Origin of the sequence: Streptomyces triticagri, from assembly GCF_003429565.1 — a bacterium.
Classification (GTDB): Bacteria; Actinomycetota; Actinomycetes; order Streptomycetales; family Streptomycetaceae; genus Streptomyces; species Streptomyces triticagri.
On the sequence record NZ_QUAK01000079.1, the window covers coordinates 15,293 to 32,154 of the forward strand.

Here is a 16,862-nt window from a genome sequence, read left to right on the forward strand (position 1 = left end):
CTCACCGTGACGCGCGGACTACTTCGTCTCCAGGTCACGGCGGCGGAAGCCGGTAAGACCGAGGTGGAACAGCGCCGCGGCGATCAGTGTCAGCACGAGCAAGGGGGTCCAGTCCAGGTCCGCGGCGGGCAGCTGCGGGACGTGGCCGAACGGCGAGATGTTGCTCATCCAGGAGGGGAACTGCAGGAGTTCGCCGAGATAGCCGACGAGGAAGGCGTACACCGGCACCGCCCAGGCCGCCGCACTCGCCCGCGGCAGCCGGCCGAACAGCGCGACCGCGACACCGGCCGTCACCCACAGGGCCGGCGCGTATGCCAGGGCCGCACCGACCAGCTCGGGGATCAGCATCGCGTCCGAGGCCGCCGCGGCACCGGCCAGACCGAAGCCGAGACCGGCGAGCGCGAGCAGCACCGTGCCGCCGAGCACGGTCACCGCGAGATGGCTCGCGACCCAGCGGGTGCGGGACAGGCCGGTGGCGAGCAGCGGTTCGGCCCGGCCCGCGAGCTCCTCCGTGCGCGGGCGGAGCGCGGCCATCACCACATACACGGCGGCGACCACCGCGATGACCACCATCACCATCGAGGCGAAGGACTCGGCGACGTCGGCGCCGCCGATCTTGTCCAGCGCCTCCTGGAGCTGGTCGATGTTCTGCAGCATGTCCTCTGCGTCGCCCAGGATCGACCCGTACATGGCGCCCATCAGGAGGAGCCCGGCGCCGAAGCCGGTCAGCATGCCGCGATGCAGCCGCAGCGCGAAGCCGAACGGCCGGGTCAGCGCGGCCGATGCGGTCGGCGACCCGGGCTTCGAGGCCTTGAGTCCGGCGCCGACGTCGCGGCGGGTGGAGAGCACGAAGCCGGCGGCGCCGGCGAGTACGGCGAGGAGCAGACACGGGCCGAGCGGCCACCAGCGGTTGTCGACGTAGGGGTAGGTGCGCTGGATCCAGCCGATGGGCGAGAGCCAGGACAGGGCGTCGTTGCTGCCGGCGTCCCCGGCGGCCCGCAGGACGTAGGCGACGCCGATGACGGCGAGGGCCGTGCCGCCGGCGGCACGGGTCCCCGAGGCGATCTGCGCGGTCACGGCGGCGACCCCGGCGAAGGCGACACCGATCGCGGCGTAGGCGCAGCCGTAGAGCAGTGAGCCGCCGGCGTCGATGCCGTCGAGGCCGAGCGCGGGCAGTCCGGCGGTGAGCAGGGCGGCGAGGAGGAGGTTGGCGAGGACCGCGACGCAGAGGGCGGCGGCGAGGTGGGCGTGCCGTCCGACGACGGTGGAGCGGACCAGTTCGGCGCGGTCGGTCTCCTCCTCGCCGCGGGTGTGCCGGGTGACGGTCAGCACGCTCATCAGGCCGACGAGTACGGCCATGAAGCCGAGCGTCTGGTGGCCGAGCATCGCGCCGAAGGTGTAGTCGTCGAGATAGTGGCGCGGTCCGGTCATGGCGAGTCCGGCCGGGCTGTCGAGGGTGGCGACGACGGATGCGCGGTCCTCGGGGTCGGCGTAGAGGGTCGTGTACTCGTTGGTCGCAGCGAGGGTGCCGAGGAAGAGGGCGAGGATCCAGATGGGCCCCCGCACGCGGTCGCGGCGCAGGTTGAACCGGATCAGGGTGCGGGTGCCGGCCAGGGCGTTCCCGCCGCGTACGGGGCCGGCGGGGGCCGGGGTCCGGGTGGCGGTGGCGGCGGTCATCGGGCGGCCTCGGATGGCTGCTCGCCGGTGCGGTCGCCAGAGCGGTCGCCTGGGGTGACGCCCGTGCCGGTGGATTCGTGGCCGTTCGCCGAGAGTTCGTCGCCGTAGTGGCGGAGCATCAGTTCCTCGAGGGTCGGCGGGTGGCTGACCAGGCCCCGGATGCCGAGGCCGGACAGGGCGCGGACCGCCGCGTCGAGGTGGGCGCCGTCGACGGCGAAGTGGGCCCGGCCGTTGTCCACCCGCAGCCCGTGCACGCCGGGCAGATCGGCAAGGCCGTCAGCCGGCCGCTCGGTCTCGGCCTCGACGGTGGTGCGGGTCAGATGCCGCATCTCGCTCAGCGTGCCCGACTGCACGGTGCGGCCGAGCCGGACGATGCTGACGCGGTCACAGAGCTTCTCGACCTGGGCCAGGATGTGGCTGGAGAGCAGCACGGTCCGGCCCGCCGCCTTGGCCTCCAGGATCACGTCCTGGAAGACGACCTCCATCAGCGGGTCGAGTCCGGCCGTGGGCTCGTCGAGAAGCAGCAGTTCGGCGTCGGAGGCGAGCGCGGCGACGATCGCGACCTTCTGCCGGTTGCCCTTGGAGTAGGCGCGGCCCTTCTTCGTGGGGTCGAGGTCGAAGCGTTCGACGAGTTCGTCGCGGCGTCGGGTGTCGACGCCGCCGCGCAGCCGGGACAGCAGGTCGATCGCCTCGCCGCCGGTGAGGGTGGGCCACAGTTCGACGTCGCCGGGCACGTAGGCGAGGCGGCGGTGGAGTTCGACGGCCTGGTGCCATGGGTCCTTGCCGAGCAACTGGGCTGCGCCGGAGTCCGCGCGGAGCAGGCCGAGCAGCACGCGGATGGTGGTGGACTTGCCGGCGCCGTTCGGGCCGAGGAAGCCGTGGACCTCGCCGGTATCGACGTCGAGATCCAGGCCGTCCAGTGCGCGGGTGCGGCCGAACGTCTTGTGGAGTCCGGCGACGGTGATGGCCTTGGTCATGTTTTGAAAGTACGCGGCATTCACAAATTTGTGAAGTTAAGGAAGCGTATAAACTCGACCTCGCACCGCGAGCAGCAGGGGAGATGATCCGGGAATGGCCGAGGACACGGCCCGTACGGCGGAGTCCGAGCAGCTGGAGGGGTCCGGGCAGCTGGAGGGGGCCGAGCGGCAGCCGCCGGCCGGCCGGGACGCCGAAGCCGTCGGGCAGTTCGTCGAGCGGTTCGCCGCGCGGCTCGTAGAGGCCGGGCTGCCGCGGATGCCGTCCCGTATCTTCGCGGCCCTGCTCGCCTCCGACTCCGGCAGCCTGACCTCGGCCGAGCTCGGCGAGCAGCTCAGGATCAGCCCCGCCGCCGTGTCCGGCGCCGTGCGCTATCTCTCCCAGCAGCACATGGTCTCCCGCGAACGGGATCCGGGATCCCGGCGCGAGCGCTACCGCGTGCACAGCGACCAGTGGTACGAGGCGCTCGCCAACCGCGACACGGTGATGAAGCACTGGGAGGCGGCCCTGCGCGACGGCGTCCACAGCCTCGGCGCGACCACCCCGGCCGGCATCCGCCTCGCCGAGACGCTCGCCTTCTTCGAGTTCGTCGAGACCGAGATGCCCGGCCTCCTCTCCCGCTGGCGCATCCGCCGCGAGGAACTCTTCGGCGAGGGTCCACGAGGCTGAACTCGCGCCCGGCCCCGGCTACTTCGGCGGGTGCAGCTTGCGCCAGTACGTCCAGCTGGTCTCGTTCGGCTCGCTCCAGTGCTCGGGGGCGTGCGCGAACTCGGGGTGGTGGTCGGCGATATGGCCGCGGATGCGCTCGGGGACCTCGGCGTACGAGGAGAGTTTGCGGCCACGGCAGTGGTAGGTGAGGCCGCCGGGCCGCTGTCCGCGCGCCATCCACGGCAGCCAGGGCGACATCCGCGTCCACGACATGGTGGCCGGCACACTCGGCGCATCCCCGGCGAGATCCGCACAGTCCGCGAAGAACTGGAAGAGCTCGAGTGCCTTGTACGTGTCGCCGGACGAATGCTCCGGATACTCGGCCACCGGCAGCGGCGAGGGGTAGGCGAGCGGGATCTCCAAGCTGAAGCAGACCTGGTCGCCGAGCTCGGTCGTCGGGACCGGGAAGGGGCGCCACTGCTGGTTCGCCGGGTCGTTCCAGACGTGCACCACCGGCAGGTCCTGCCAGGTCTCGAGGATGTCCCGGGTGGTCGGGTCCAGATAGAAGGCGGCCTCCCGGGTGAGCAGCCGGTACGCGTCCGGGCCGGCCTCGGTGTCCTGGGCGAGGCGGGCGACGTTGACTCCCTCGAATCCGAAGACGCGCCGGTAGGGCTCGTCGGGGGACGGGGACCAGGAGTACACGTCTCCCGACCACCAGTAGGTGACCTCCTCGCCGTCGAGTGAGGCCCGGGTGCGGGCGAGGGAGCGGAGCTGCTCTGCGGGTGTCGTCCCGGATGTCGTCATACGCAGCAGTCTGCGCGACCGTCCCCTGTCGCCGGGCCGGAAACCACAGGGTCACCGGGCGAGAACCTCGGCCCCCCGGCCCCCCGGCCCCCGGGCCCTCTCACCCCCGCGGCAGCGTCAGCATCCACGCGTCCGGGCGGACCGTCCAGGTGCGCCGGCGGACCGGGCCCGCGGTCACCATGTCCGCGCGGTAGCGGAAGTCGGCGCCCGAGACGGTCAGCGAACGGGCCACGGCATGCGCCACCGGATCCTGCGAGCCCGGGCCCGCCGCCCGCACCTCCACACGCGCGAAGCCGCGCCGCGCACCGCCCGCGGTGACCGACACCAGGCCCACCGGACGGTCCAGATCGACCAGCGTCTCCCCGTCCGCCTCCACCCGCAGCCGCGCGGGCCGCACCCCGTCGGACCCGCCGCGCACCGGGGCCCGGGCGGCGAGCGACTGCAGCAGCGACTGGCAGGTCCGCAGCGGCGGCGCCCACCAGCGGGCCCCGTCCGGCCCGGCACCTTCGCCGCCGGGCCCGTCGCCCGTACCGCCGTCCCGCTCGCCCGCCGGATGCACCGGAAGCCGCAGGTCACCGAGGACCACGCCGTCGCTGTCGTCGACCAGCAGGTCGAGCCGCCGCGGCACCCCGTCGAGCACCGTGCGGGCCGCCTCGACCGCTCCGGCCGGCACCCCGAAGGCCCGTACGAGCTCCGTCGAGGAGCCCACCGGCACCACCGAGAGCGCAGCACCGTCCAGGTCCCGCTCGCGGTGCAGTTGGGTCACCGCACGCAGCAGGGCCCGGTCGTCGCCGACCACGACCGGGCGCCGGGCGCCCCGGCGGGCCAAGGCGCGGGCGAACTCCTCCGGCCCGTCCGGCAGGCAGAGTTTCACCGACGCGCTGCCCGCGGACAGTACGTCCTTGGCGATCCGTACGGACTCCCCATCCTTGCTGCGGGCGCTCGGGTCGACGACGACGAGCAGGGGCCGGGCACCGGACCGTCGGCCCGGCTGTGCACCCCTTTCACCCGGCTGTGCACTCTGTGCGCGCTGAGCGGCGGGCTCTGGAGCCGACACCTCGGTCCTTCCTCGGGTAGCATCTTTGTGCAAGAGCCCCTTGCGCTATTGCGCCAGGGGCTTCGTCTATTCCGGGGCACCGGTCCGACGGGTACTGCGGCCAACGGCGGTCGCCGAGGCGTACAGGAACACGCCTCTGACCTTGGACATGCCCCACCCGGAAGGGGTGTACGCCTGTGCCCGCACTTGTGCTGCTCGGTGCTCAGTGGGGTGACGAGGGCAAGGGAAAGGCCACCGACCTGCTCGGTGGATCCGTGGACTACGTGGTGCGCTACCAGGGCGGCAACAACGCCGGCCACACGGTCGTCGTCGGCGACCAGAAGTACGCACTGCATCTCCTCCCTTCCGGAATCCTCTCGCCGGGGTGCACCCCGGTGATCGGGAACGGAGTCGTCGTCGACCCGGCCGTCCTGCTCTCCGAGCTGAGTGGGCTCAACGACCGCGGCGTCGACACGTCCAAGCTCCTGATCAGCGGTAACGCCCACTTGATCACCCCGTACAACGTCACCGTCGACAAGGTGACGGAACGGTTCCTCGGCAAGCGCCGCATCGGCACCACCGGCCGCGGTATCGGCCCGACGTACGCCGACAAGATCAACCGGGTGGGCATCCGCGTCCAGGACCTCTACGACGAGTCGATCCTGGAGCAGAAGGTCGAGGCCGCGCTCGAGACCAAGAACCAGCTCCTCACCAAGGTCTTCAACCGGCGTGCGATCGAGACGCCGCAGATCGTCGAGGACATGCTCCAGTACGCCGAGGAGCTCCGCCCGTACGTCGCGGACACCACGCTGATCCTGAACAACGCCGTCGACGAGGGCAAGGTCGTCCTCTTCGAGGGCGGCCAGGGCACGCTGCTCGACGTGGACCACGGCACGTACCCCTTCGTCACCTCGTCGAACCCGACCGCGGGCGGCGCCTGCACGGGCGCGGGCGTGGGCCCGACGAAGATCAGCCGGGTCATCGGCATCCTCAAGGCGTACACGACCCGTGTCGGCGCCGGCCCGTTCCCGACCGAGCTGTTCGACGAGGACGGCGAGGCGCTGCGCAGCATCGGCGGCGAGCGCGGTGTGACCACCGGGCGCGACCGGCGCTGCGGCTGGTTCGACGCGGTCATCGCCCGCTATGCGACCCGGGTCAACGGCCTGACCGACTTCTTCCTCACCAAGCTCGACGTGCTCACCGGCTGGGAGCAGATCCCGGTCTGTGTGGCGTACGAGATCGACGGCAAGCGCGTCGAGGAACTCCCGTACAGCCAGACCGACTTCCACCACGCGAAGCCGGTGTACGAGTACCTGCCGGGCTGGACCGAGGACATCACCAAGGCGAAGACCTTCGGTGACCTGCCGAAGAACGCGCAGGCGTACGTGAAGGCGCTCGAGGAGATGTCCGGTGCGCCGATCTCGGCGATCGGTGTGGGCCCGGGCCGGGACGAGACGATCGAGGTCAACTCGTTCCTGTGAGCCGCGGCGCCTGACGGCGTCCTTGGGGTGACCGCGGGTCCGTGGTCACCCCAAGGCGGTATGAGTGTCAGGCGGCGCCGGCGGTGTAAGGAGCCAGACTGATCTTGTACTCGTGCTCGGGGTGGAAGGTGACCGTGATCTCCGCGCTGAGCCCGATCGAGAGCTTCTCCAGGAGCGGGGCGGTCGGTGTGGCGCCCGAGAGTTCGATCTGCGACACCTTGGCCTGCGTGATGCCAGGGGCGCTTCGGCGAGGTGTAGAAGTAGTTCCTGTCGACCACGCACTGCGCGCCTTCGACCGGCGGACGGAGGGGACCCGATGAGCGCTGAACGGCCGGAGACGGCACGGCTCCTGGGGCTTGAACCGCATCCCGAGGGCGGCTGGTACCGGGAGACCTGGCGCAGTGATGTCGTCGTGCGGCCCGAGGGTTATCCGGGCACTCGGCCGAGTGCCACGGCCATCCACTTCCTGCTCGCGCCCGGCGAGCAGTCGCGATGGCACACGGTGCGCTCCGCGGAGCTCTGGCTGTGGCACAGCGGAGGGCCGCTGCACCTGGAGTTGGGCGGTTCCGGCGAGGCGCCGGGCGACGGGCCGAGCAGGGTGGTGCTCGGGCCGGATCTCGTACGGGGGCAGGTGGTGCAGGCCGTCGTGCCGCCGGGTGTCTGGCAGCGGGCGGAGCCGGCCCGGGACGAGGAGGTGCTCGTCAGCTGCATCGTGTCGCCGGGCTTCTCGTTCGAGGACTTCCGGCTCCTGGAGGAGTGATTCCGTACACCGGGTCGACGGGATATTCGTTGTCCCCGGCCGGGAGGGTGGTGCCATCATCGCCGGATGCCCGATCCGCGTACCGATCTGCCCGCCGCCTTCGACGAGCGCTCCCTGCTGACCACGATGCTCGGCTATGCGCGGGCCACCGCGGTCGCCAAGTGCGAGGGCATCTCCGCCGAGGACGCGGCCGCCGCCCCGCTGCCCTCCTCGCCCCTGATGACGGTGGGCGGGATCGTCAACCACCTGCGCTGGGTCGAGTACTGGTGGTTCGACGTGATCTTCCTCGGCGGTGCGGATCAGGGCCCCTGGACCGAGGACGACCCCGACCGCGAGATGCGCCTCGGTGCGCGGACGCCGCTCGGGAAGGTGATCGCCGCGTACGAGACCGAGTCCGCGCGCCATGACAGGCTCGTCGCCGGCACGGATCTGAGCGCGACCGCGCAACGGCCGATCCGTGCCGGCGCACATGTGACGCTCGGCTGGATCCTGCACCATCTGATCGAGGAAACCGCCCGGCACAACGGCCACTTGGACATCCTGCGCGAGCTGGCCGACGGTACGAAGGGGGCGTGACGCCGATGTCGGATGCGCATCGTGCTCCGGGTGCGGGTGCGGGTGCGGGTGCGGGTGCGGGTCCGGGGCCCACGGCTTCGGGTCCCACGGCCCCGAGCCCCACCGCTCCGGTACGCCTTCGCGTACTCGGCGAGGCCGACTGGCCGTTGTGGCGGGAGGCCCGCCTGACGGCGCTCGCCGAGGCGCCGCACGCCTTCAAGGCCCGTCTCCAGGACTGGCCGCACGGCGGCGAGGACCGCTGGCGTGAGCGCCTTGCGATGCCCGATGCGCACAATGTCGTCGCCCTGGTGGACGGCCGGCTCGCCGGAATGGCCGCCGGTATGCCCGGCAGTGGCGGCGTCCGCGAACTCCGTTCGCTCTGGGTCGATCCGCGCGCCCGGGGCCGCGGTGTCGGCGACCGCCTGATCGCCTCCGTCGAGGACTGGGCCCGCGCATCCGGCGCCGCGACGCTGCGGCTTGCCGTACTGCCGGACAACGACGCGGCGGCGGCGCTGTACCGGCGGCACGGTTTCGCCGTCACGGACGAGGTCGGGGATCTGCTGCCCGACGGTGTGACGCGGGAGCGTGTGATGGTGAAGGAGCTGGGGCCGGGCGCCGGCGAGCGGCGTCCCTGACATGACCGGTGCGTGGCCGCCGCTCAGGCAAGTCCCCACCTCAGCAGGCCCGTTGCCACCGCCGCCCCCAGCATCACCAGCGGCAGGGGCGCCCTGAGCAGTCGCAGGCCGACCCCGGCCGCGACGCCCGCGCCCACGGTCGCATCGGCCTTTGACCACCCCGGGCCGGCCAGCTCGATCGCCACGAATCCGGCGAGCAGGGCCGGCGCCAGCATGGCGAGCACCAGGCGGGCACGGGGCGGGAGTTCGCGGCCGCCGAAGGCCAGCGGGCCGATGCCCTTGAGGGCGAAGCCGAGCAGCGCCACGGCTGCGACGGCGCCCCATATCTGCAGTGCGCTCATCGTAGGGTCGCCTCCTTGTGGTCGCCGTGGTCGCCGTGGTCGCCGTGGTCTCTGCGGTCGCCGTTCCGGTCCTTGTCTGCGCGGCCCTCGCCCCGCCTGTCGCGTACGAGAGCCACCAGGGCGGCCGCTCCCGCACCCGCCACCAGCGCCGGTCCTGCCGGTACGACGGCGATCAGGGCGCCCGCGACCCCCGCACCGACACCGGCGGACAGCCATGCCTGCCGGCCGCGGGTCAGCTCGTCGAGCAGCAGTACGGCGAACAGTGCGGGCGTGAGCGCATCGAGGCCGAGGGTGTGCAGCAGGTCCGGATCGGGGGCGGCCGCGGTGCCGACGGCCGTGCCCACGACCCAGGACGGCCACTGCACGAGCGAGGCCCCGAAGAGCAGCCGCCGGTCGAAACGGCCGCCGCCGAGATGGGCCGCCGCCCATGAGCCGTCCACCACCGCCTGCCCCTCCAGCGCCCGGCGCAGCCGTCCGCCGCGCAGGTCGCGGGCGACGGCTATGCCCATGGGGACGTAGCGGACGTTCACCAGGGCGGCCGCGACGACGGCGGCGAGCGCGCCGCCGCCCGCGCCGAGCGTGGCCACCATCGCGAACTGGGCGGAGCCCGAGAAGACCACCAGTGAACAGACCACGGGCGCGATCGGACCCCAGCCCTGCGCCTGGGTGAGCGCGCCGAAGCTGACGGCGAGCAGGAACGCGGCGGCCGCGAGCCCGGCACCCGTCCTGAGCCCGGACCGGAAGCCGTCGTGCGCGGCGTCGCCTCGTCCGTGAGGCCGGGTACGCCCGCGTGGTTGTCCGGGTCCGCGTGGTCGTCCGGGCCCGGGTGGCTGTGTGACGGTGTCCATCACTTCATTCTAACAAGCTAAAGCTATTTAGATTGTTAGAAACAGTATCGCGGCGTTACGCTGGATCCGTGACCCACATCGAGCCCTCGCACATCGCGGGCCACCCCGTCCTCGACTTCGTGAACACCGTCGCCTGGCGCACCGACGACGGCCGCCGGGCCGACCGCGTACCGGACGAAGCGGCCTGGACCCGCTGGGCCGCCGATGCCGGGCTCGGCGCCACGGCCCTCCCCGACGGCGCGTCACTGCGCGCCCTGCGCGAGCTGCTCGCGGCGCTCCTGGACGCATACGTCGACGCCACCGCGCCCGCACCTCCCGTACGGGAGAGGTGGCGGGCCACCGCCCTCACCGCCCGCGAGCGGTCGGCGCTCAGCCACGATTTCCCGCTGCACCCGGTCGCTGCGAACGTGTGTGACGAACTGACCCTGAAGGCCGAGGAGTTGCTCGCGGACGCGGCGGCGCTCGGCCGGGTGCGCCGCTGTGCGGGGCCGGGCTGCGGCTGGTTCTTCCTGGACCGCAGTCGCAACGGCGCCCGGCGCTGGTGCAGTTCGGGCGACTGCGGCAATCGGGACCGCGCCCGCCGCCACTACGAGCGCACGCGGCAGGCGGCCGCGAACTGAACCTGAATCAGGCGCCGTTGAGCCGTTGAGCCGTTACGCCGTCGCGCCGTCCCCGCCCCCGTGCGTGATGCGGATCTTGGACTGGCCGTGCGGGAGCGCCTCCCAGTCGTCCATGAAGCGGGCCGTCAGGCCGTGCCGGTCGGCGAGTGCGGTGAGGGTCTCGGTGCGGTAGTAGAAGTCCTCGTGCAGTACGTGGTGTTCCTCGCCCTCGGTGCGGTCGAAGGTGAAGTCGAACCAGCCGCCGGGCGCAAGGACGCGGCCTATGTGCGCGAAGCACTCCTCGATCACCGACAGCGGCGAGTGCGAGAAGACACTGTGCGCGTGGACGACGTCGAACGCACCGTCCGGCAGGAACTGCAGCCGCAGATCCCGCACCGGCGTCAGCGTCGGCAGCCGCTCCTGCAGGCCCTGGTCACGGAGCGTGTCCTGCGCTGCGAAGAGGATGTCGGGGGAGATGTCGACCCCGTAGTAGTGCCCCGGATCCAGGTACTCGATGAACCGCCAGCCCGCCCGCAGATTGCCGCAGCCGATCTCCAGGAGCCGGTGCTCGGGCCGGAGCCCGTGGCCGACCAGGTAGTCGAACTGCATCTCGCCGAGCGCCAGCCAGCGCTCCCGGCTGCGGCCGCCCACGGCCAGGTCGGGGTCACGCCGGGTGTCCGAGCGCATCACCGCCCGGTAGTACGAGACGTGGTCCGGCGAGCGGTGCCGCAGCCAGGCGTCGCGGGCGGTGCGGCGCAGATGCCGCGGCACCCGGCCGGGGTTGCGCAGGGCGTACGTCACGCGGTGCGCGAACGAGGCGCGGTTGGCGGTGAGCTTCTCGGTCATGGCGGGCTCGATCTCCGTAGGGGCCGTGTCTCAGGGGCCGTGTGTCCAGAAGTCTCATGGCGCGGACGGCCCCGCACGTCCGGTGGCCGGCCTCTCCGGACGGCCCCGCCGGGTCATGCCGATCCAGGCCGATCGGATGATGTACGGCATGGAGCGCGCTTGTATACGTGACGGAGCGGGAGCGGGTACGGGTACTGGAGCGGGAGACGCTGCCGGTACGCGGCCGCCGGCCGGCGATGAGCGAGGTGGCGAGGGCGACGTGGTGGTAGGGGACAGAGCCGCAGTACGGGACCGCACCGCATTCGACCCCGACGCGCGCTGGCTCACCGCGGCCCTCGACGCCGCCTTCGTCCTGCTCCTCGGCGGCGCCGTCGCCCGGCTCCTGACCCACGGCCCCGCGGACGGCGCGCACACCGGCTGGGTCCTCGCCCTCTTCCTCCTCTTCGGCGCCGTCCACCTGCTCGGCCGCCTCACCGCCCCCGCGCCACGGGTCGGTGAACGCCCGACCACCCGCCACCTCTGCTGGCTCGCCGCGGTGCTCGGCCTCTGGCTCCTGCTCCTTGCGCTGGAACCGAGCGCCACCTGGTGCACCATGCCCGTCCTCTTCACCGGGCTGCACCGGCTGCCGGTGCGGATGGCGATGTCCCTCGCGGCCGGCCTGGTCCTGCTCGTCGTCGTGTCCGAGATACGGATCTCCACGGGTGAGTTCAACCCGAATCTGGTGATCGCCCCGGTGGCCCTCGCCGCGGTCGCCACGGCCGTACTCGTCCATCTGCGGCGCCTGACCGGCCGCCAGCGCGGACTCATCGACGACCTGGTGCGCGCCCGCGGCGAACTGGCCGCCACCGAACGCCATGCCGGCATCCTCGCCGAGCGCCAGCGCCTCTCCGCGGAGGTCCACGACATCCTTGCGCAGAGCCTGTCCAGCCAGCAGATGCTGCTGCAGGCCGCGGAACGGCACTGGCAGACCGACCCGGACACCGCGCACGCGCACGTCAGGGACGCCGCCGCGACCGCGGACCGCGGGCTCGCCGAGGTCCGCAGGTTCGTCCGCGACCTCACCCCGCTCGACCTCGCCGACGACTCCCTCGTCCAGGCCCTGCGCGCGCTCGCCGAACGGGACGACGCGGGCCCCGGCCCGGCCGTCGAGTTCCGTCTGGACGCCGAGCCCGGCGTCGTGGGTACGCTGCCGGGACCGGTCGAGACGGCGCTGCTGCGGGTCACCCAGCAGGCGCTGGCCAATGCGCGGGAGCATGCCGGGGCGGCCCGCGCCGTCGTCACCCTGACCTGCCTGGAGGACCGGACCACCGTGGACATCGCCGACGACGGACGCGGATTCGACCTCGCCAGGCCGGTCCGCCGCGGCCGCGCGGCGGGCCGCGGGCACGGACTGCGCGGCATGCGGACCCGGGCCCGGCAGGCGGGCGGCACCCTCACGGTCGACTCGGCGCCGGGCGAGGGGACGGTGGTGTCGATGTCGGTGCCGTACGGCGCCGGGTCCGCCGGATCCGCCGCAGGCGTCGTCGGGGGAGGACTGAAGTGACCGCCGTACGCGTACTGCTCTGTGACGACCACGCCGTCGTACGGGCCGGGCTGCGCGCGCTGCTCGCCAGCACCGAGGGCATCGAGGTCGTCGGCGAGGCCGGCAGCGGCGAGGAGGCCCTCGACATGGCCGCGGCGCTGCGGCCGGACGTGGTGCTCATGGATCTGCAGCTGGGCACCGGCATGGACGGTGTCACCGCCACCCGCCGGCTGACCTCGTCCGACGCGTCGCCCGCCGGCGATCCGCCGCCGCAGGTCCTCGTCCTCACCATGTTCGACACCGACGCCGACATCGAGCGCGCCGTCGCCGCGGGCGCCACCGGCTACCTCCTCAAGGCCGAGCCGCCGGAGCGCCTCTTCGCGGCCGTACGGGACGCGGCCTCGGGCCGTACCGCGCTGTCCGGATCGGTGGCCGATCGCGTGGTCTCGCGGCTGCGCGCCCCCGGACCCGCGCTCACTCCGCGCGAGCGCGAGATCCTCGCCCGTCTCGCCGAGGGGCTCGGCAACCGCGAGATCGCCCGCGCCCTGTTCCTCAGCGAGGGCACGGTCAAGACCCATCTCGGCCGCGTCTACGCCAAGTTGGGCGTGCACACCCGCTCGGGCGCGGTGGCGGCAGCGGCCCGCCACCGCCTGCTGCCGTAGGCCGGTGTCCTAGATGCCGGGGGCCCGCAGCTCGGGCGGAAAGCCGGTCCAGCGGAGCTCGGCGGGCAGGTGCGCCATGTCGTTGAGGGTGAGGACGCCGGCCGGGCGGTCGGGTGCGTAACGGATCACCGTGAGCGCGGCGTTGCAGAGATTCAGGCCGAGCCAGCGCCAGTCGGGCGCGCACATGGCGTCCCGTACGAGCCAGGCGGCGAGGAAGTTGTGGGTGACGAGCAGCTCGTGGCGGTCGGTGTCGCCCGCCACCGGACCGGTGAACAGGTCGAGAGCGCTGCGGGCGAGGCCGGGGCCCCGTTCCCTTTCCTCCTCCGTGGTGCCGGCGATGAAGCGGAGGAACAAGTCGGCGGACTGCGGGGGCAGTTCGGACCGCTCGGGGAGGTGCGGGACGTAGTCGCCGGCCGCCTCCGATTCGTGTACGGGCACGGTGGCGGTCCGGGCCGCCACCGCCCGGGCGGCGGTCTGGCGGGCCCGGGGCAGTGGTCCGTGATGGACGGCCGTGAGCGGCACGTCCCGCAGCCGCTCCCCGAGGAGTTCGGCCTGGCGGCGGCCGAGCGCGGTCAGCCCGTTCCCGTCCGGCTCGGCCTCGCCGTGCCGGACGACGTAGAGATAGCGGTCCGCCATGCCCCTGACCGTGTCCGAATCCGTACGCGTATCTGCATCTGAATCCGTGCCCGGCATCAGGGTCGGAGACCCGCGAGGCAGTGCGTCGCCGCGATCACCAGCGCCTCCACCCCCGTACTGAGCGTCGGCTCGACGACCGGGGCGAAGAACGGCGAGTGATTGCCGGGCAGTTGGTCCGCGCGCCCCTCCAGAAAAGCGGTGATGGTGGGCTCCGCCTCGAGCCCGCCCCAGAACCAGAAGACGGTCGGCACCTGCAGCTCGTCGCCGAACACCCCCACGTCCTCACTGGCGTTGACCGGCGGGAGCGGTTGGATACGGGTCTCGCCGAAGTGCTCGGTCAGCGCGGCGATCACGGACCCGGTGGCCTCGGGCTCGCTCACCAGCGCGGGTGTGGCCCCGTGCCACCGGACGTCCGGCTCCCGCTCGGCCCCGCTGGCCGCCGCCTCCGCGCGCACGATCCGCTCGATCGCGGCGCGCACCAGATCGCGCGTCCGCGGTGTGTACGAACGGATGTTGATCCCGAGCTCCGCCGTGTCCGGGATGATGTTGTCCTTCGTGCCCGCCTGCAGCCGGCCCACCGTCACCACGGCGGCCTCGGACGGCGGGACCTCGCGGGCGACGACGCCCTGCAACCGGGTGACGACATTCGCCGCCATCAGTACGGGGTCGACGGTCGACTCGGGCCGTGACCCGTGGCCGCCGCGGCCGTACAGGGTGACCTCGAGCGAGTCCGCGGCCGCCATCACCGGGCCCTTGCCGTATGCGACGAAGCCCGCGGGCAGCGGCCCCACATGCTGGCCGAGCACGATCTCCGGCTTCTCGAAGCGCTCGAAGAGCCCGTCGTCGATCATGCCCCGCGCCCCCACGCCGAGCTCCTCCGCCGGCTGGAACACCAGGAGCAGCGTCCCCGCCCAGGCCTCCCGCGCCCGCGCGAACAGCGTCGCCGCCCCGACCAGACAGGCCGCGTGCATGTCGTGCCCGCACGCATGCATCACGGGCACCTCGCGGCCGTCCTGGTCCGTGGCCCGCGCCGTGCTCGCGTACGGCAGCCCCGTCTTCTCCTCCACCGGCAGCGCGTCGAAATCGGCGCGGAGCATCACGACCGGACCGGTGCCGTTGCGCAGCACGCCGACCACGCCCGTCCCGCCGACGCCCTCCGCGACCTCGTCGCACCCGGCGTCGCGCAGCCGCCCGGCGAGCAGGCCCGCGGTCCGCGTCTCCTGCAGCGACAGCTCGGGGTGCCGGTGCAGATCGCGGTAGAACTCGCCCAGCTCGTCCCGCAGTTCGTCGAGTCCCGCGATCACCGACTGCGCCATCGGCCTGCCCTTTCGTGGTGCCGTCCCGGCCCGCCCCTGCTCCGATCATGGTCCGGTGCGGGCACTCTATCCCCGGGGTACGACAGTGCCGCGGGACCGCCGTACGCCCGGCGACCGCCCTGCGCCGGGAGACCGCCCTGCGCCGGGAGACCGCCCTGCGCCGGGAGACCGCAGCACGGCCGCCGCGAGCAGGATCCCGGCCGCGACCAGTCCCGCCGCGCACCGGAACGCCAGCTGATAGCCACCGGTGAGCGCGGCGGCCTCACCCGTACCGCCCGCGAGCAGCGCGTCCGTACGGGCGACCGCGAGGGTGCTGAGCACCGCGAGGCCGAAGGCGCCGCCGACCTGCTGCGTGGTGTTGAACATCCCGGAGGCGAGCCCCGAGTCCTCGGGAGTCGCCGTGGACATCGCGAGCGTGGCCAGGGCCGGCATCGCCAGGCCGAAGCCGACACCGAGCGACACCAGTGCGGGCAGTACGTCCACCGGGTAGCTCCCGCCGGCCGGCACCCGGCCGAGCGCGGCGAGCCCCGCGGAGATCAGGGCGAGCCCCGGAAGCAGTACGGCCCGTGGCCCGAAGCGGGCGATGAGCCGGGGCGCGCCGCCGAGCGAGAGCGCACCGATCGCGAGGGAGACCGGGAAGACGCCGAGCCCGGTGCGCAGTTCGTCGAAGCCCAGCACCCGCTGCAGATACAGCACGCACAGGAACTGGAAGCTGAACATCGCCGCCACCAGCAGCACCTGCACACCGAGCGCCCCCGTCACATTGCGCGCCCGGAACACCCGCAGCGGCACCAGCGGCCGGGCCGCGGTGGCCTGTCGTACGACGAACGCGAGGAGCAGGGCGAGCGCGACGCCGCCGAAGCCGAGGGTGTGGGCGGAGCCCCAGCCGTGGCTCGCGGTCTCGACGATCGCGTAGACCCCGAGCATCAGCGCGGACGTGACGAGCAGAGCGCCCGGGGCGTCCGTCCCCTTCGACAGACCGACACCGGTCTCGGAGGTCAGGACGCGGGCGGCGAGGAGGACCGCCAGGACGCCGATCGGGACGTTGACGAAGAAGATCCAGTGCCAGCCGGCGGCCTGGGTCAGCGCGCCGCCCGCGAGCAGCCCGAGCGAGCCTCCTGCGGACTGGACGAAGCTGTAGACGCCGATGGCCTTCGCCTGTTCCCGCGGCTGCGGGAAGAGGGTCACCACCATGCCGAGGGTGACGGCGGAGGTCACCGCGCCGCCGGCGCCCTGGACGAACCGTGCGGCGAGCAGCGTCGCCGGGTCCTGGGCGAGCCCGCAGAGCAGCGAGGCGACGGTGAAGAGGGTGAGCCCGGCGACGAAGACGCGCTTGCGTCCGATCAGGTCGCCGAAGCGTCCGGCGAGCAGCAGCAGCCCGCCGAAGGGGACGAGGTAGGCGTTGACGACCCAGGCCAGGTCGGATGCCGAGAACCCCAGGTCGGCCTGGATGGACGGCAGGGCCACGCTGACGATCGTCCCGTCGAGGATGACCATCAGCTGTCCGGAGCAGAGCACGGC

General features: G+C 72.8%; 19 protein-coding genes. 8 read left to right on the forward strand and 11 right to left on the reverse strand.

The genetic code is table 11. The annotated features are described in order from the left end of the window. Positions 1-18: 18 nt before the first annotated feature. Both DY218_RS14575 and DY218_RS14580 read right to left on the reverse strand, forming a co-directional pair. Positions 19-1,677, reverse strand: a complete 1,659-nt coding sequence (locus DY218_RS14575; RefSeq protein ID WP_128556440.1) for an ABC transporter permease — start codon at positions 1,675-1,677, stop codon at positions 19-21. After that, positions 1,674-2,654, reverse strand: a complete 981-nt coding sequence (locus DY218_RS14580) for an ABC transporter ATP-binding protein (RefSeq protein WP_128556441.1) — start codon at positions 2,652-2,654, stop codon at positions 1,674-1,676. Before DY218_RS14580 ends, DY218_RS14575 begins: the two co-directional genes overlap by 4 nt. Positions 2,655-2,748: 94 nt before the next feature. Here DY218_RS14580 and DY218_RS14585 point away from each other — a divergent pair, with 94 nt between their 5' ends. Continuing rightward, positions 2,749-3,321 (forward strand): GbsR/MarR family transcriptional regulator, encoded by a 573-nt coding sequence (locus DY218_RS14585; RefSeq protein WP_128556442.1) that lies wholly within the window; start codon positions 2,749-2,751, stop codon positions 3,319-3,321. Between the two features lie 18 nt (positions 3,322-3,339). On the opposite strand, the gene DY218_RS14590 is transcribed toward DY218_RS14585, so the two are convergent. Beyond that, positions 3,340-4,104: a DUF1838 family protein gene (locus DY218_RS14590; protein WP_128556443.1), complete on the reverse strand. Its 765-nt coding sequence runs from the start codon at positions 4,102-4,104 to the stop codon at positions 3,340-3,342. Between the two features lie 100 nt (positions 4,105-4,204). Then, the gene (locus tag DY218_RS14595) at positions 4,205-5,161 is read right to left on the reverse strand and encodes a diacylglycerol kinase family protein (protein ID WP_407703623.1); all 957 of its coding nucleotides are present in this window, start codon (positions 5,159-5,161) and stop codon (positions 4,205-4,207) included. A gap of 176 nt (positions 5,162-5,337) precedes the next feature. On the opposite strand from DY218_RS14595, the gene DY218_RS14600 reads away from it, so the two are divergent. After that, positions 5,338-6,621: an adenylosuccinate synthase gene (locus DY218_RS14600; RefSeq protein ID WP_128556445.1), complete on the forward strand. Its 1,284-nt coding sequence runs from the start codon at positions 5,338-5,340 to the stop codon at positions 6,619-6,621. Positions 6,622-6,688: 67 nt separating this feature from the next. Here DY218_RS14600 and DY218_RS34225 read toward each other — a convergent pair whose 3' ends face one another. Next, positions 6,689-6,838: a hypothetical protein gene (locus DY218_RS34225; RefSeq protein ID WP_158574035.1), complete on the reverse strand. Its 150-nt coding sequence runs from the start codon at positions 6,836-6,838 to the stop codon at positions 6,689-6,691. 99 nt (positions 6,839-6,937) lie between these two features. Here DY218_RS34225 and DY218_RS14605 point away from each other — a divergent pair, with 99 nt between their 5' ends. The 3 genes from DY218_RS14605 (at position 6,938) to DY218_RS14615 (ending at position 8,571) form a co-directional block, all read left to right on the forward strand. Beyond that, a complete protein-coding gene (locus tag DY218_RS14605; RefSeq protein WP_128556446.1) occupies positions 6,938-7,381 on the forward strand; it encodes a cupin domain-containing protein in 444 nt (147 codons plus the stop codon). 66 nt (positions 7,382-7,447) lie between these two features. Beyond that, the gene (locus tag DY218_RS14610; protein WP_128556447.1) at positions 7,448-7,957 is read left to right on the forward strand and encodes a DinB family protein; all 510 of its coding nucleotides are present in this window, start codon (positions 7,448-7,450) and stop codon (positions 7,955-7,957) included. 5 nt (positions 7,958-7,962) lie between these two features. Continuing rightward, a complete protein-coding gene (locus DY218_RS14615) occupies positions 7,963-8,571 on the forward strand; it encodes a GNAT family N-acetyltransferase (protein ID WP_128556448.1) in 609 nt (202 codons plus the stop codon). 23 nt (positions 8,572-8,594) lie between these two features. Here DY218_RS14615 and DY218_RS34230 read toward each other — a convergent pair whose 3' ends face one another. Both DY218_RS34230 and DY218_RS14625 read right to left on the reverse strand, forming a co-directional pair. Next, positions 8,595-8,912, reverse strand: coding sequence for an AzlD domain-containing protein (locus DY218_RS34230; protein WP_158574036.1), 318 nt, complete (start codon positions 8,910-8,912; stop codon positions 8,595-8,597). Beyond that, positions 8,909-9,760, reverse strand: coding sequence for an AzlC family ABC transporter permease (locus DY218_RS14625; RefSeq protein ID WP_128556450.1), 852 nt, complete (start codon positions 9,758-9,760; stop codon positions 8,909-8,911). Before DY218_RS14625 ends, DY218_RS34230 begins: the two co-directional genes overlap by 4 nt. Positions 9,761-9,828: 68 nt before the next feature. Here DY218_RS14625 and DY218_RS35115 point away from each other — a divergent pair, with 68 nt between their 5' ends. Then, a complete protein-coding gene (locus DY218_RS35115; protein WP_233521596.1) occupies positions 9,829-10,380 on the forward strand; it encodes a CGNR zinc finger domain-containing protein in 552 nt (183 codons plus the stop codon). 33 nt (positions 10,381-10,413) lie between these two features. Here the strand turns inward: DY218_RS35115 and DY218_RS14635 are convergent, their stop codons facing one another. Continuing rightward, complete coding sequence (locus tag DY218_RS14635; protein ID WP_128556451.1) at positions 10,414-11,205, reverse strand: class I SAM-dependent methyltransferase; 792 nt, start codon at positions 11,203-11,205, stop codon at positions 10,414-10,416. A gap of 259 nt (positions 11,206-11,464) precedes the next feature. Between DY218_RS14635 and DY218_RS14640 the strand changes: the two genes are divergently transcribed. Next, positions 11,465-12,748: a sensor histidine kinase gene (locus DY218_RS14640; protein WP_233521597.1), complete on the forward strand. Its 1,284-nt coding sequence runs from the start codon at positions 11,465-11,467 to the stop codon at positions 12,746-12,748. Next, entirely contained in the window at positions 12,745-13,389 is a 645-nt protein-coding gene (locus DY218_RS14645) for a response regulator (protein WP_128556453.1), read from the forward strand. The genes DY218_RS14640 and DY218_RS14645 overlap by 4 nt, the downstream gene beginning before the upstream one ends. 9 nt (positions 13,390-13,398) lie before the next feature. Here the strand turns inward: DY218_RS14645 and DY218_RS14650 are convergent, their stop codons facing one another. The 3 genes from DY218_RS14650 to DY218_RS14660 form a co-directional block, all read right to left on the reverse strand. Next, on the reverse strand, positions 13,399-14,025 hold the full coding sequence (locus tag DY218_RS14650; protein ID WP_233521598.1) for a histidine phosphatase family protein: 627 nt from the start codon (positions 14,023-14,025) through the stop codon (positions 13,399-13,401). Between the two features lie 56 nt (positions 14,026-14,081). Continuing rightward, complete coding sequence (locus DY218_RS14655; protein WP_128556455.1) at positions 14,082-15,341, reverse strand: amidohydrolase; 1,260 nt, start codon at positions 15,339-15,341, stop codon at positions 14,082-14,084. 66 nt (positions 15,342-15,407) lie between these two features. Further along, the gene (locus DY218_RS14660) at positions 15,408-16,838 is read right to left on the reverse strand and encodes an MFS transporter (protein WP_233521604.1); all 1,431 of its coding nucleotides are present in this window, start codon (positions 16,836-16,838) and stop codon (positions 15,408-15,410) included. Positions 16,839-16,862 lie beyond the last annotated feature (24 nt).